We start from the raw sequence: 15,987 nt of genomic DNA on the forward strand, positions 1-15,987 counted from the left end.
CCAGACGTCCGGTGAGATCGCGCAGGTCTACGACATCACGCAGACAGAGCACGAAGAACAGGTTCGTCCGCTCGTATGGGCGTACCGCGAGGCACGGGACGGCGCCTCACTGACCGAGGTGAACGGCACAGCGCGGCGGGAAGGAGAGCAGACGGCGGACTACATCGTACGACTCTGTCGCGAGGAAACGGCAAGACAGGATGATGTTGAAAATAAGCAGCTCGTCGCCGCAGGTGCCGCCTATCTCTCGCTTACGCGCATGGGCCTGGAGGAGGAAGCAGGAAAGAAAGCCCTGCTCCCTCTGCTCATCGCGCCGTATGCGCGCACCGAGGGCAGTGCGCTCCTCGAAGCTACGCGGCGTGTCGCAGTCAAGATCCTCGACCCGGTCGCGAGCATCGCGAGGAACCATCACAGGCAGGAAACCCAGGAAGACAATAGAGCGCAGCAGGAAACGGAGGCAAAAGATCATGGAGACCATGAAAGAAATGCTGGAGGACGAGGAGCAGATGACATGGGAGACCGTGGAGGCGATGCCGGAGCTGCCGACGCTCGCGGCCTGGACGGAGTACCTGTCGAGGCGCTACCGGACGAAGGCAGTCAGCGAGGACGGGCTTTCCCTGAAGATCCGTCAGCTGAGCCGTCTCTGCCGTCTGTTGCACCATCTCGGACAGAAGATCGAGGCCATCTCGAGTCATCAGCGGATGCAGGAGAGGCCAAGCCTTTCGCGGGAACAGATCGAGGAAGCGCAGCGGTTGCGGGAACGGGCGAAGACCGTGGAGAAGGCCTGCGCGCGCGTGGTGAGCGACTGGGAGTACGAGCTGCGCGCGGAGGAAGCGCGGCAGGAAGCGGAGCGGCAGGAGGCGGTAGCGATGAAACTGGAAGCCCTGCGGCTCCGCGCGGAGAAGATGGAGGAGCAGCCGAAGATCGTGGGCAACTGGGCAGCGATCCGGCGGGCATGGTTGCGGGAGGAACGCCCGGCGCTCTGGATCGATCTCGTGAAGAGCGGGAAGGCGGCGCCGCACCTTTTAGCTATCCAGCGAGAGACAGCGAAGAACTTCCTCCGGATTATGGAGCTGCGGGTGGAACGGGAAGTACCGCAGAAGACGCGGAGCTTCCTGGAGGCGATGAATCTTCGCAGGAGCATCCAGCAGCAGACGTGGGAGGAGATGATAGCAAACATCACGCGGTGACAGCAGGAGGGGAAGACGGCAGTCCCTACGCCGCTTTTTCTTTGAAGGACATCGACTACGCGGCAGATCTCTCCACGGTGAAGGGGAAACGCTCCGTCTTCGCGCGGAATCTCGCCGCGATCCGCGTCATGAAGCGCCTGGAGGAGGACGGTCGCGGGCCGGACGAACTCGAGGCGCGCCTCTTGAAGAGTTACAGCGGGTTCGGCGGCATGCCGGAGGCCTTCGACCCGCGAAATACCGCCTGGCAGGACGAGTACCGGGCGCTGCGCCATTTTCTCACGCATGAGGAATACGCCTCTGCCCGCGCCTCCATCCTCGATGCCTTCTATACGCCGCACGATGTCACGGCGGCCATCGTCGAAGGTGTGGCGTCCCTGGGCTTTGCAAGCGGCAATATCCTGGAGCCGTCGTGCGGCTCGGGACGCTTCTTTGACGCGATGCCGGAGGCGATGAGGAAAGAAAGCCATATCGTCGGTATTGAGATGGATACGCTCACCGCGCGGATTGCGCGCGCGGCGCATCCGGACGTGGAGATTTTCGCGCAGTCCCTCCAGCGTTCCCGCTTTGCTGACGGCAGCTTCGACCTCGCCATCGGCAACGTCCCCTTCGGCGTGAATCCCATCTTCGGCGATGAAAAATACGAGGGACAAGGCTTGAAGCCGCACGATTATTTCCTGCTCAAGATGCTCGACGAGGTGCGCCCCGGCGGCATCGTCGCCGCCATCACCGCCACGGGCACCATGGACAAGGGCAGCACGGCTGTTCGCGATCGCCTGGCGGAGAAGGGCGAGCTCCTTGCGGCCATCCGTCTTCCAGGCGATACGTTCGCGAGTGCGGGAACCGAGGCGGCGACGGACCTTCTCATCTTCCGCAGGAAAGACGGGCGCGTATTCGAGGATGCAGCAGTCAGGGAGCGGCTCGCCCCTGCAGGATGGCGGGAAATCCAGAGCTACCCCGACAGCGCGTTCAAGGAGCGCCACACCATCAACCGCTACTTCCAGCAGAACGAGGAGGACATCCTCGGCACACTCAGGGAACGGAGCGGTAAGTTCGGGCCGGAGCTTTACGTCGAGCGCCATCCGGACAAGGCGCTTGCCGACGCCATCCGGGAGGCATTCGCGCGGATTCCGCGCGCAGACTATTACACGCCGCCTGCGTCGCCGCTGCCGCCGCCGGTGCAGCGGGAGGAGGAGCAGCCGCACGACATTGGTTATTCCATCGAGAGCGGCTCGCTCGTCTACACCGACGTCATGGGCGAGACGAGAGAGCCGGAACTTACAGAAGAAGAGAAGGCGCGCGTGCTTTCCGCCATCAATCTCCGCGATGCGGGGCTCAAGGTTCTCGACGCGCAGGCGAAAGGCGTATCCAATGAAGACCTGCGGGCCCTGCAGAAGAAATTCCGCGCGTGTTACGACGCGCACCTCGAACAATACGGACGCATCCAGAAGGACCGGCTGCTCCTGCGCCTCTTCGCGGAGGACACGAGCTATCCCTTTCTCACGAGCCTTGAGGTCTACAACCGCCGGAAGGAATTTGAACGCCTCTCGGACGTTTTCACGGAGCGTACGATCCAAGGCGTGCAGATTCCAGATCATGCCGATACCGCAGCGGACGCTCTCGTCATATCTATCCAGCAGAAAGGCGAGATCGACCTCCGTTACATGGAGCAGCTGACAGGCCAGAAAGAGGGAGATCTCATCCGCGACCTCGAGTATACGCATATTTACTTCGACGAGGCATCCCACAAATACATCGAGGCGAGCGAGTTCCTTTCCGGAGACATCTACGCCAAGATCGCCCGTCAGGGTAACATCATCGAAACTGCCGAAAAGGAAATCCGCGACATCTGCGACAGAAAGCTCAGCGGCGGTGCCGTCCTGCTGCGCACCTCATCGGAAAGCACTATGCCGGAGCTTTCCGAGACGCCGTCCCGCCTCGAGCGGCAGCTTCATTTCATCATCTCGCACATGGAGCGCAGTGGTAGGCTGCCCGCGCGGCTTTTCCTGGAATCCGGACTGGGCTTTTCCTTTCCCTCCCGTTATGAACGGGAAGGGCGCCTTGACTTTTCAGAGAATCCCTTCCTGAGTACCCGTGAAATGATGGCGCTTGTCATCAGGAATGTGGATTTTGAGAAGCAGCCGGAGCTGCGTCCCGTCGTCGCGGGCTATTTCGTTGCGGCTGCCAGGAGAGTGCCGTATCCATACGAGGGTTATGAAAGAATGTTTACGGAAAACGAAGCGGACACCGCGCAGAAGCTCTTCGGCGATCAGAGGTTCATGCTGGAATGCTTCAAGAGAGATCCGGAATACTGGAGATCTGCCCACGGCATCGACGCCGGTACGGATGACTTCATCTCCAAGGTTGCCGCAGGGTATGCCGCCTGCGTCATGAATCAGCCCGGGATGGATCATAGTGCGGCTTTGGTGGTTCGCAGCGTGCAGAACAACTTAGCTGCGAGAGACGGCATCTCCATTCATGATAAGCTCGTCTGGCTGGATGCGGTCGGCGATTTCCTTCTCAGCGGCAGCAAGGTGGCAGAGCAGCTGGAAGGCCGCCGCTTTGACGATCCTGAGATGGTCTCGACGCTCCAGAACGTCGAGACGCCAGAGTCGCTTGCGCATCACTACGAGCTGCTTCCTGAGGAAGCGCGGGAGGAAATCAAGGCAAAGGAGCAGCAGATCGCCCGCGCGAAGAAAAACCGCGAGGCACTTGAGACCGTGAAGCCGGAGCACATCCCCGTCGGCGAGATCGCCTTTTCCATCGGCTCGCCCTGGCTCAAGCGGGAATATGTCGAGGACTTCATCTGCGAAGCGCTCGAAATTGACAAGACATATTGGAATTCGCGCACCTACCGAGACGAGGACACGCTCAAGGTCACATATGTGCCCGAGACGAGCACCTGGAGGATCGAACCGTCCAATTCCTTCGTCCGCGAGTACGGCGCACGGGGGACAAAGTGGCAGACACCTGGCATGCAGATGTTCTCCACGACGGAAAAAGGCTGCATCGAACTTCTGAATGACTGCCTCAACCAGAAAAAGACACAGGTCGTCGTGGATGGCCGCCGCGATGCGGAGCTCTCGATCGCCGCGCAGGCGAAACAGGACGCCATCGAGGCCGCTTTCCGCACCTGGCTGCTTAAGGACGTCAAGCGGGCGCAGGAAGTCGAGGACGTTTATAACAAGCAGTTCAACAACATCCGCCTGCGCCAGTACGACGGTGCGAATCTCCAGTTCCCCGACATGGCCAATACCATCACGCTCCATCCGCACCAGAAAGATGCTATCGCGCATCACCTTTTCGGTGGGAATACGCTCTTCGCGCATTGCGTCGGCGCGGGCAAGACGTATGAGATGATCGCCTCCATCATGGAATCGAAGCGCATGGGTCTCTCCAAGAAGGCCATGATGGTGGTGCCTGCCCACCTCGTGCAGCAGACAGCAGAGGCGTTCCGGGAGCTCTATCCGCGCGCGACGCGCCGCATCTACGCACCGACGAAGAACGAGGTCGCGGGAACAGAGGGCATCAAGCGGCTCTCAGCAAAGATCGCCACGCAGAATCTCGACTGCGTGATCCTGCCCTATTCGACCTTCCAGCGGCTCAAGCTCTCTCCTGAGACAGAGGCAGGCTACCTGCAGCAGGAAATCGACAAGCTCGACGACAGGTACAGCGAACTCGTCGCCGTGACGGAGAACCCGAAAAAGAACTTCACGATCAAGCAGCTGCAAAAGCGCATCTCGCGACTGAAGGACAAGCTCCAGTACATCGAAAAAGTGAATCAGAAGAAGGGAATTGCGGGCGCGATCCCGTTCGACAGGCTCGGCATCGACAAGCTCGTCATCGATGAGGCGCATTACTATAAGAACCTGCCCATTGAGACAAGCCATACGAATGTGGGCAACATCGGTAGCAGCGATCACTCGGAAAAATGCTGGGATCTCCTCATGAAGACGAAATATCTCAACGAGAAAACCGGCGGCCGCGGGTTGATTTTCGCGACGGGCACGCCGATCGCGAACTCGATGTCGGAGCTTTATACCCTCCAGCGCTATCTCACGCCGGATGTGCTCCAGAACGCGGGCATCTCCCACTTTGACGCCTGGTGTGCGAACTTCGGCGAAATCCTCTCCGAGCCGGAGCTGCGCCCTGAGGGCAAAGGATTCCAGACGAAAGAGCGTCTGCGCACGTTCAAGAACACGCCGGAGCTTTCAACACAGTTCCGTCTCTTTGCCGATGTCCGGACGCCGGAGCAGCTTCCTGGCCGCCATGTGCCGGAGGCGAACATCAAGATCGACGAGGCACCGGCCTCCAGCTTCCAGAAGGAGAAAATCAACGAGCTCTTCGAGCGCGGCGAAAGCATCCGCAAGGGGAAGCCAGACACCGTCATCAGGAAGGACGGCGTCGTGACGGACGACAGCATGCTCATCATCACGCGGGAAGGCCGCGCGCTCTCGCTCGACCCGAGAATCGAGACACCGTCTGCCGCTGACCTGCCGGACAGCAAGGTGAATCGTTGTGTGAAAAACGTTGTACGCGAATATGAAGCCTCCGCAGCGACAAGAGGGACGCAGATCATCTTCTGCGACACCTCTATCTCGACCAGCGACGCCGCGAAAAAGGGCGCGTTCAACGTCTATGACGACCTGCGCACCAAGCTGATCGCCGCGGGCGTGAAGCCGGAGGAAATCGCCGTCGTCCAGGAGACGAAGAAGGATCAGCTGGAAGAGAAAATCTTTGCGCCCATGCGCGAAGGGAAAATCCGCATTCTGCTCGGCTCGACGGACAGCCTCGGCGTCGGCACGAACGTCCAGACGAAAATCGTCGCGCAGCACGATCTCTCCGTTCCCTGGCGTCCGGCAGATCTCGAGCAGCGGATGGGCCGCGCCATCCGTCCCGGCAACGAGAACAAGAGCGTGAACATCTACCGCTATGTCACCCAGGGGACCTTCGACGCTTATATGTGGCAGACGCTCGAAGTCAAGCAGCGCGTCATTGCGCAGATGATTTCCGGCAACACGACGGCGCGCACGATCAGCGACATGGACGAGGTCACGCTCTCCTTCGCCGACCTCAAGGCTATCTCGACAGACAATCCGCTCTTCAAGGACAAGATGGAGCTTGAAAACGAGCTCGCCCGTCTCCAGATCGCCAAGGCAGGCTACGAGACGACGAAGCAGCGGCTCAAGGAACTCGCCGAGATCACGGGACCCAAGGAACTCCGCTCCATCGACGCGCGGATTTCCGGCCTCATGCACGATAAGATGCTCATCGACGAGAACACGGAGAAAAACGAGCTTGGCGGCGAGATTTTCCGCATGAAAATCGGCGATACTGTCTACCAGGACCCGCTGGAAGCGGCAAGGGTGCTGCATGAAGCCGCCAAAGGCGGACGGCAGAGCGCCAGCAAGATTCGGGGCGAATACCGAGGTATGAAACTCTTCGTCCGCATCGACGACAAGACAAAGGAGCCATTCCTCAGCCTTTGCGGCACTATCTTTCACCGCGTCGCTTTCGCCCAGCCGGGAAAGGAACTCACGACCATTCATGCCCTGGATCATGTGAAGACGTCCATTGAGAAGAAAATCGTCCAGCTGAAGGAAGACCGCGCGCCCATCGAACGCAACATGTCTTCGGCTAAGGAAAAGATCAAGGAGCCCTTCGATGGAGAACTGCGCCTGAAAGAAGTGCAGAAGCGCCTGATGGAGATCAATGCGAAAATTGAGACGGCATCAGAAAAAGCCGTGAACGGATACCGGGCGAACGAAGCGCCGGAACCCTGCAGCCAGCAGGCGGCAGCGACCAGTGACGAAGCTGCCATGACAAGATGAGGGAGTGACATTGATGGATATGGATCAGGAAGAAAGGGACGTACTCAGAAAGAGCCTCGGCGAGGATGGCATGCGGGTTTTCACGGCCATCGAAGCCACGCTTTCGGAAGGAAACGAGGCAGTTAAAAACTCCGCGAGCGTCGGCGCGGCGATCCTCGCCAGCCATGCGAAAGCCTGGAGCGAGGCAGAAACAGCAGCAGGCAGGAAGCAGAGTGCGGAGGACTATCTCGAAACCGTCAATGTCGTTGCCAATAAAACGGCAGGAGATGTGGAGCTCGAAGACCTTGAAAAGGTAGTTCGCCGTTGGAACCGGACGATTGACGAATATGCGGCGGCAGACAAAAAGGAATGGAAAGCTCATCGAAATGGTGATTTATTTCCTGTGATGAAAATACCCCTTGTGTTGCAGACATTGGGCGCACCGCTTGAAGAATTGTATGTTTTTGGCAGTTTCTTTGCTCATTCATTGGAGCATAGGGGGATGAGTCTGGATTTGTTGCGTCAACTCCCAGAAACATTGGTAGATCCGTTGATGTTGATTCGAGGGAATAAACCGAATAGTTATGTATTTGCCATTGAACTCGTTGATCGAAATGGAGCGAGCATCGTTTCAGTAATCGAATTTGAAAAATCGTACAATCCAAGTAAAGCAAAAGCAAATATCATCAACACGGCATTTGGGAAAACAAATAGCTCTATCGATGATACGCCGTCTATGCGATGGTTTCAAAGACGTATTGAGGCGGGAGATGTCCTTTATTTGAATAAAAAGAAAAGCGTCAAATGGTTCAGAACCCACGAGAACTCGTCTCTCGCGTCATCTGAAACACTTAACGCTTTATCTACGCTCATTCTATCAGAAGACATGAAAAAAGTAAAGACCGAAGAAGACCTTGAACGGATTAAAAAAGAGCATCCCACGCGCTATCAGCTTGAATATCATTCGCCGGAAGAAGACAAAAAATGGTTTGAAGGACGGACAGAATTTCTTGCAAGCGGAAAGCGCATCATGAACCTCTTTGAAGGCGCGGACGAAACGACCTTTCTGCACGAAACTGCGCATATACTGTATGACGATTTGAGAAGGGCCTCTGCGCTGGATGAGACAGCGAAGAAGGATTTGAAAGTCGTGGAGGAATGGGCTGAGTGGCGGCCAGGACAGGCTGAGGAATACGGGGGAACGGCATGGGGAAAGGAGTTTTTCGAGCGCGATGAGGCAATTCGTGCGGCGATAAAGAGTGGGGATGCTGTTTTGGAGCGAGAGCTCCGCGCCGAATGGCGGGAAGAACGATTCGCGCGAGGATTTGAAGGCTACCTGGAGAAGGGAAAAGCTCCTACGAGTGCCTTGCAAGGCGTATTTGACAGGGCAAAGTGTATTTTCAGAAATGCGTATGCAGCATTCCGCGGCAAGGGAGGTCGCCCCTCTCCTGCAGTGGAGAAGGTCATGGCTCGGATGGTTTCCACATCATCAGAGAGGAAAAAGGAAAGGAAGACGGAAATGAAGAATGAACAAATGGCCGCGTCATGCTATGAAGAGCTGCAGGATGTCCTAGATGCAGCGGGAACCAGTCTGCCAGAAGCGGCGAACCGGCGTCTCCAGAGCGCGGCGGAGACGCTGCGGGACGCCATGGAGGCGCTTGAACGAACGGAGCAGGAATACTGCGGGCCGGATCAGGAGGCCTGGGATCGCTTCGCCTCGCTGCAGGAGGAGAATATCCGTAATATCCTCGCCGCCGCGGACATCGCCGATGCAGCAGGCAGGGAAAGCGAGGCTGCGGAAAAAGCCGTAAAAGAATCTATCGCAGGCCTTGAGCGGGGCACCGCTTATCTCAGGCAAAGCACGGAGCGCATCGAGCAGCGCGAGGATCAGCTGGATGAGCAGCTGGAGTTCCTCGAACAGAGTAAGGCGGCCATCGAGGAAAGCGCCGCGTATCAGATCGGCGTAAAGGAGCAGTTTTCCAGTACTGTCAGCGCGATGAACCGTTTCCTGGATGAGGTACGTGCAAACCGAAAGCAGTCAGCCCGCGTGCGGCGGGAGGTCGCTTCTGCATGCCTCAAAGCTGGCAGAGAAGGGGTGAAGGAGCTGTATTATGCGTTCAAGTTCCTGCCGGTCAAGGTAGAAAAAAGCATCATCGAGAAAAACGATGATGCGGTAAATCGTTTCCTGATGCAAGCGCAGTTCCTCTTTGAAAAGGGCGCGGAGAAGCTGCACCGTGAGACAGCTGCTGCCATTGACGCGGCCCGTTCCCACCAGTTGGCGGAAGACTTTTACCGCGAGGCATGGAAAGATGAATGTCAGAAGGCAGGCGGCACGCCCACGATCGAAGTCGATCGTTGTGTCGCCCGCCGGATGGCAGCGGCAGGGATGGGAGAATATACGATCAGGGCGACGCTCTCGTGCCATTCTCCGTTTCAGAAGGAGCTCGCGAGAGACGGCCAGGCGGAAAAGATCGCAAGAGAGGCGAAAAAAGAGATGGCCGGAAGGGAAAGTGGTGTCAGGGAGGAAGCCGTCATCAGATGATGTTTATCTTCCATGAGATTCTTCTTCTTCGATGTCTTCTTGATCAAGGCGGGATATGAGACGCCAATCCTCTTCGAGCGTGTTGTCTTTTTTGTCGCTGGCGATGAGTGCGCCATGCTGCATGTCGAGGTCTCTTGCAACTGCACGGGCGTGTTCGATGCGTGAGCGCGCAGGAGCGCCGCCATGTCCGCCGCTTTCCGCCTGCCCCGCGGGATGTGACGCAGCATCGCCATATCCGCCGCCTTTTCCGCGTGCATCCGCATGCGGGAGAGACGCACTTCGATGTACGATGTCTCCTTTTTTCGCCATGACGGCTGTGACGACCTCGTCCTCGTGTATGAGGCGCTCATGCTCTTCCTCCAGCGCGCGCAGTTTCGCGGATACGCGCTGGAGATTTTCTACGGCAGGACGGTTTTTCTTCATGATGCCGAGCGCGATGCGTTGGATCTTTGCTTCTGCCTCCGGCGTATCCCGCCGCTTCTCGATAGCTGCCCGCGTGGCATCGAGCTCTCTTTTCCAGGTTTCCAATTTGCGCGCTCTCTCGTCGAGCCTTTTACGTTCAGCGAGCAGGGCGCTTTTTTCATTGTGGTAGGTTTCGGTGTCTTCGGCGTGTCTTGCGTGGAACGCTTGTACTTGTTCGCTGAATTTCTTGTTGTCGTTTTGGAAATAAGTTTCCTGTTTTCTGTATTTTGCTTCCTGCTCGCGGAGGCGTTTTACGCCGCCGTGCTCGTAGATGTTCTCCGCGATTTTGATGATGCGGTCGTAGCTATACACGGCTTTTTTCGCCTGCATAAGCTCCTTCTGTTTCCGCTCGATGGCGAGATACTGGTAGTGTCGCGCGATGCCGAGGAGGTGGCTGGCCTCGGCGAGTGTCATAGCAAGATCGTCCTTCATCGCGCTGAGCGGAAGCGCCCCGTCGAAGCGGCGGGCGTGCGCCTCGTCGAGGGTGCGCTTGTACGCCTTCGCCATCGCATCGAGGGAACGGAGAGATTTGAGATAGCGTTGCTTCTCCAGTTCGTTGTTGAAGAGCAATTCGTGGATGCGGTGCTGGATTTCTTTGTGTGTGTCACGCGAGGAAAGCTTCGCGAGATAGGGCTGGAGTTTTTCCTCGGCGGCCTTGTGTTCCGCTTCGAGAATGCGTAGGCGTTCCTGTACCGCTTCATCCAGCTCGTCGCGGGCAACGAGTTCATCGATGTCATCACTGTCGATTTCTTTCTGGAAAAGCTCATCCCAGAATCTTTTTTGCTCGCTGAGATCGCGGCGCAGATCCATCGCCCGCGTCCATGCCTCGCGCCCATCTTCATCCAGATATTCAAGACGCGCTTCCTCATAAGCAGCATGTCCCCAGACTACGCTGCTTTCGAGTGCACGGGCTGTGTCATACACCGCTTTCAGTTTTTCCCGCTGCGCTGCAAGCTCCTTCTGCGCGGCTTCATCAAGATGCGCGAAAGATTCCTGCATGGCGGCATCATATTTTGCGTAGGCGCTTTCGCGCAGATCGGCAGCCGCTTGCTCCTTCTTCTCATCCGCGTCGAGCTCGCGCTTGATGATGGCATCAAGCCGCTTGTCATTGAAGGCGCGGAGCTCCTTCTGCTGGCGCACGACATCATCATCGCGCGCGATGGAGATAGGATCGGTGTGGCGCTCGGCAACGCGGTCGAGAATTTTCGCCAGCACAAAGTCGCCCCGCAGCTCCGCGTTCATCTTCTGCACTTCGAGGGAGAGCGCATCGACGCGCGAGGGGACGCCGTGCTTTTCAAGGACTTCGTTCTGAATTGCAGCGTAATCCTGCCGCATGCGGAAAAGATATTCTGCGCGGTTTTTCCCACGCCATTTTTCCGATTTTTCGCAGCCGCCGCGTTCCGGATATTTTTTATTTACGCGCTTGAAGAACATCTCAGGATTGCGTTCCTGCCGCCGCTCCAGATCGTCAAGCTCGCGCGTCGAGAACATGATATGGACATGCGGATGCCGCTCGCCGAGCGACATTGAGCCGACTTTTTCGTGGATCGCCCAAGCGTAATAATAGTCCTTCAGATGTTTTTCGAGAAAGCGATCGAGAATCTCCCGGCTCTTTTCTATCGGCAGCTCGTTCGGAAGAGAGAAAACAATCTCCTTATAGCGTTCACCGTTGGCGCGCTCAAATCGGTCTGCTGCGTGAAAGAAACGCAGCGCAGAACCTTCGGCCCATTTCGGCAAATGGTTTCCGGTCATCACGCAGCCGCCGCGCATTTCATAAATCGCTTCGCGGTTGATGTACTGGAGATGCGAAAAAGCAAAATCGCCGGTTTCGTTTTTCTGCAAGATTTTCAGGATGGCATCCGACGCCTGGTTTACAGCGTCGCGCCGTCCTGGAGAAACGGACCGTCGCAGATCAAGACGGGGATCCCGTCTTGATCGCTCGTCGAGTAGCTTGGTGCCTGCATCGCGCGGCAATAGCAGACGAGGTCTTCCCCTTTTAGCAGCCACATGGCCTGCGGGCAGTGCATGCAGATGAAGTCCTGGGGCAAGTGCTTCTTTGGTACGTTTTGCAACGTCATCGATAGACATTGTGGCAAGCTCGATGGATTTTGGGAAATCTCGTTTCCCGTTTCCGGCTCGATCTCGCTTTCGAGCTCCGCTTCCGGCGCTGGTTCCGACAGATCCAGACTTTCGTCCTCCGCGCTCTCGTCTAGTACGCCGAGCAAGTCCTTCAGCGATTCCTTTTCCTCGCTCATTTGATTCACGCTCCTTCTTTTCACTTTCGCTCTTGATTTCCATTTCGATATTGGAGAAATGCGCGCCGAGCGCGAATGCGTTCGTCGCAAAAATCAGCTTCTGCTGAAACTCCTCACCGCCGTTTACCGTTACTTCGTCGCCGAAGATTTTCTGCGCTGTCGAGAGCGCTATGGCGACTGTCTCCGTCGAAGCATACTGACTGACATGGATGCCCATCTTGTCGAGAGAGATTTTCCCGAACGGGGAGTCGTAGAGAAGCATTGGCTTTTCAGGGAGCGCCATGATGGGATGCTCGCCAGAGAGATACTGGCGGAAACAACTTTTCGCGCCGAGTGCCTGCTGCTGATCGATGTCCCGGAACTTTCCCTCGCGGTTCACATATGTGACGTGCGAAGTGGAGGAAATGCGCATGCCGTTAGGCTTCTTGTCGGTCTTGATCCTGAAATGGTAGCAAGCCATGTCGGCACACCTCCTAAAAATTGAAATTTTGGCGCAGCGTACTCCATCGTTTTTTTGAAATTTCGGCGCAGTTGCAATCCACGAACTATCAACCCGAAGGGTTCAAGGAGCGAAGGCGACTGGCAAAACCAAAGATTATAGAATGATGATAATTTTGATTTTCACATATCTGTCGAATGCCCGCCTCTGCACGCGTTTCTGCCCGAAGGGAGAAACGCCTAAGTGCACCTCCTCGCCCCCCGTACACCCTTATTTTATGGGATTTCAGCCAATCTGTCACGTTGCAAATTTGCAACGTGCGCGTCTATTGCGTGGGCGTGAAATCGCATGTTAAAATTTTTTCAGAATGATGAAAAAAGCGCTTCGCGAAAATCGTTGAGAAAGGAAAATGCAAAATGAGCGAAAATGAAAAATCGAAAAAGAAAAATTTTGAAGAAATGTCGAAAGACATTGATGCAAAAATTTTAGAAACGGAAGATGCACTAGGGAAATTGGAAGCGAGTCTTGAAAAGACGAAGGAAAAAGTCAAACGGATGAAAGACAAATTGAACAACCTGCGGGAAAAGAAAAAAGCGCTGTTTGGGGATAAGATTTGCAGCGAAGGCATCCGTTCTTTTTCCGAACTCGATGAGCTGCTTGCGCTTCATCATGAGACGAATCCGACGAAAGATGAGGATTCGTCTCGTCCGGATGAGGGGGCGATGATGTGAATCGTCTCTTCATTGCAGAGAAGCCGAGCATGGGAAGAGCGATCGCCCAGGGGCTCGATCTGGATGGAAAGCACAGCGTCTCAGCTGACGGCTGCATTCACGTCGGCAACGACACGGTCACATGGCTTTTCGGGCATCTCCTGGAGCAATTCTCACCGGATGAATATGATGAAAAATATAAGAAGTGGAAAATCGAAGACCTTCCCATCATTCCCTCCGCGTGGAAGCTCAAGGTCAAGAAAGAGGCGAGCAAGCAATTCAAGATTGTCTCACGCCTCGCGAAATCGGCTGATGTCATCGTGAATGCTGGCGATCCTGATCGGGAAGGGCAGCTCCTCGTCGATGAACTTCTAAATTATATCGGCGTACTGAATACGAAAAAAATCGAGCGCATCTTGCTGAACGCACTCGATGTGAAATCTATTCGCGGGGAGTTGAAACGGCTACGGCCCAATTCTGATTTTACTGGACTTCGAAATTCTGCGCTCGCAAGACAGCGGGCCGACTGGCTGATCGGCATGAACCTCACGCGCATTTATTCGATGCTTGCGCAGGATGCAGGCTACGATCTTCCCATCCGCGTCGGTCGTGTGAAAACGCCGACCATGGGACTGGTCGTGCGCAGGGAAATCGCGATCCGCACCTTCAAGCCGAAGAATTTTTTCACGCCGCTTGTAACATTCCATCACGCGAATGGCGACTTTGTCGCAAAATGGAAACCAGACCATCGTGAAGGCGTAGACGAAGAGGGGCGCGTTGTAGACAGGCAGACAGCTGAAAGAATTCTGGCTGCGGTCGCTGGAGCATCAAACCTTCATATTATAAAAGCGGAACAAAAAGAAGGAGAGGCAAAGCAGAGGCTTCCCTTCTCACTCTCTACACTGCAGGTAGAGGCTGGCAAGAAGACAGGATTCTCTCCGCAAAAGATCCTTGATGTCCAACAGGCACTCTATGAAAAGAAGTTGACCACTTATCCGCGCTCCGACTGCGAATATCTCCCGGAAAATCAATTCGCCGATGCGCAGATTATCCTCGCTCATCTCTCCGAGCTGGATGCGCCATTTTCAGAACTGGCGAGAAAAGCAGATCCGAACATTCGCAGCCGTGCTTGGAACGATAAAAAGATTTCAGCTCATCATGCCATCATTCCGACGACTGTGCAGCCGGATTTTTCAAAACTATCGGCGGAAGAAATAGCACTCTACACCATCATCGTAAAAGCATATATCGCGCAATTCTACCCGCCGCAGAAATTCCTTTCTACGCATATTGAAGCCGGAGACGAAGACTTGGTATTCGTCGCGAACGGAAAAGTCATTTCAGAAGAAGGCTGGAGGGTAATCTACCAGTCGGATGCCCGCGGGGAAGAAAAAGAAGCGGAAGCACAGGGAGATGACGAAAAACAGAAACTGCCTCTTATGAAGGAAAACAATATTCTCACTTGTGCTGGAAGCAAGCTGACCGAAGGCGTGACGAAACCGCCGTCTCGATTTACGGGCGCGACACTCATTCAGGCGATGAAAGAAATCTATAAATATGTGCTCGATCAATCCCTGGCGGGCACGCTGAAGGAATGTTCCGGCATCGGCACGGAAGCGACGCGTGCAGGAATGATAGAGGAGCTTGAGCGGACGGGCTTCATCGCGAAGAAAGGAAAATATTTTGTTCCGACCGAGATCGCGTCAACCATCTGCCGTATTCTGCCAGAAACGCTCATCTATCCAGATCTCACAGCGCAATGGGAGAACGCGCTCGAAAAAATCGGCAACAGGGAAATGTCGCTGGCGGAGTTCGGAAAGCAGCAAGAAAAATTCCTTTCTGCGCTGCTAAGCAAGGCGAAGGATACCAAGATTCCCCCACCAAAGAATGTGCCGCTCTGCCCGGCATGTCACAAGCCGCTTCGCAGGCGGAAGAGCAAGAAGGGAACATGGTTTTGGAGCTGCAGCGGCTATCCCGACTGTAAGAAGATCTTTGCAGATGAAAAGGGAAAGCCTGGGAAGGAATGGATTTTCAATGATTGAAAGGAGATAAATAATGAACCGACTTATCATCAGCGGCTTTGTCGCGAGCGATCCGATTACGAACTACACCTCGAACGGAAATGCCGTCGTGCATTTCTCGCTTTCCGTCCGCAAGGGGAAGCGGAGAGAGGACGGCACTTATGCAGCCAACTTCTTCCAAGTGGATGCGTTCAACAGGACGGCAGATCTCATCAAGGAGAGGAACTTGCTCCGGAGTGATTTCGTGTCCGTAGAAGGGCGATTGGATAATGACGTCTACGAGCAGGCAGGCAAGAAGCAGACACGGACAAAAATCATTGCCGAGTATGTAGAGCTCCCTCCCGCAAGTGCGGCGGACAAAGAAAGCGCTGCTCCCAAAGATGAGGCAGCAGAGTCGCAGGAAAACCGAACTGTGCAGCAAGAAAGCGGAGCGCAGAAAGCGACCAATACGCCGTCGGAAGGATTGACGCGCGCCGGAGCTCCGGCAACGGATCGCTTCGCGCAGGAATATGGCGCGGCAGAGGATGAAATCCCATTCTGAAAGACTTTGCAAATCAAAAG

The 15,987-nt window shown here is 55.7% G+C and carries 8 protein-coding genes; 6 read left to right on the forward strand and 2 right to left on the reverse strand.

Features of this window, described 5'->3' with window-relative positions:
• Positions 1–106: 106 nt before the first annotated feature.
• Positions 107–412, reverse strand: coding sequence for a hypothetical protein (locus tag F599_RS15750; RefSeq protein WP_211209075.1), 306 nt, complete (start codon positions 410–412; stop codon positions 107–109).
• 55 nt (positions 413–467) lie between these two features.
• Between F599_RS15750 and F599_RS15545 the strand changes: the two genes are divergently transcribed.
• Genes F599_RS15545 through F599_RS0107430 form a run of 3 tightly spaced genes read left to right on the forward strand, consistent with a single transcriptional unit; the run spans position 468 to position 9,539 of the window.
• Positions 468–1,190, forward strand: coding sequence for a TnpV protein (locus F599_RS15545; protein ID WP_019542895.1), 723 nt, complete (start codon positions 468–470; stop codon positions 1,188–1,190).
• Positions 1,157–7,018, forward strand: coding sequence for an N-6 DNA methylase (locus tag F599_RS0107425; RefSeq protein WP_211209076.1), 5,862 nt, complete (start codon positions 1,157–1,159; stop codon positions 7,016–7,018). The genes F599_RS15545 and F599_RS0107425 overlap by 34 nt, the downstream gene beginning before the upstream one ends.
• Positions 7,019–7,031: 13 nt before the next feature.
• The gene (locus F599_RS0107430; protein WP_019542897.1) at positions 7,032–9,539 is read left to right on the forward strand and encodes a MuF-C-terminal domain-containing protein; all 2,508 of its coding nucleotides are present in this window, start codon (positions 7,032–7,034) and stop codon (positions 9,537–9,539) included.
• Between the two features lie 3 nt (positions 9,540–9,542).
• On the opposite strand, the gene F599_RS14860 is transcribed toward F599_RS0107430, so the two are convergent.
• The gene (locus F599_RS14860; protein WP_081626355.1) at positions 9,543–12,716 is read right to left on the reverse strand and encodes a MobA/MobL family protein; all 3,174 of its coding nucleotides are present in this window, start codon (positions 12,714–12,716) and stop codon (positions 9,543–9,545) included.
• Positions 12,717–13,111: 395 nt separating this feature from the next.
• Between F599_RS14860 and F599_RS0107450 the strand changes: the two genes are divergently transcribed.
• Genes F599_RS0107450 through F599_RS0107460 form a run of 3 tightly spaced genes read left to right on the forward strand, consistent with a single transcriptional unit; the run spans position 13,112 to position 15,967 of the window.
• On the forward strand, positions 13,112–13,426 hold the full coding sequence (locus F599_RS0107450) for a hypothetical protein (protein ID WP_019542901.1): 315 nt from the start codon (positions 13,112–13,114) through the stop codon (positions 13,424–13,426).
• Positions 13,423–15,447, forward strand: a complete 2,025-nt coding sequence (locus F599_RS0107455; RefSeq protein WP_019542902.1) for a DNA topoisomerase 3 — start codon at positions 13,423–13,425, stop codon at positions 15,445–15,447. The genes F599_RS0107450 and F599_RS0107455 overlap by 4 nt, the downstream gene beginning before the upstream one ends.
• A 13-nt stretch (positions 15,448–15,460) precedes the next feature.
• Positions 15,461–15,967, forward strand: a complete 507-nt coding sequence (locus F599_RS0107460) for a single-stranded DNA-binding protein (protein WP_019542903.1) — start codon at positions 15,461–15,463, stop codon at positions 15,965–15,967.
• Positions 15,968–15,987 lie beyond the last annotated feature (20 nt).

The sequence above is a fragment of the Selenomonas bovis DSM 23594 genome, from assembly GCF_000381005.1.
Lineage (GTDB): Bacteria > Bacillota > Negativicutes > Selenomonadales > Selenomonadaceae > Selenomonas_C > Selenomonas_C bovis.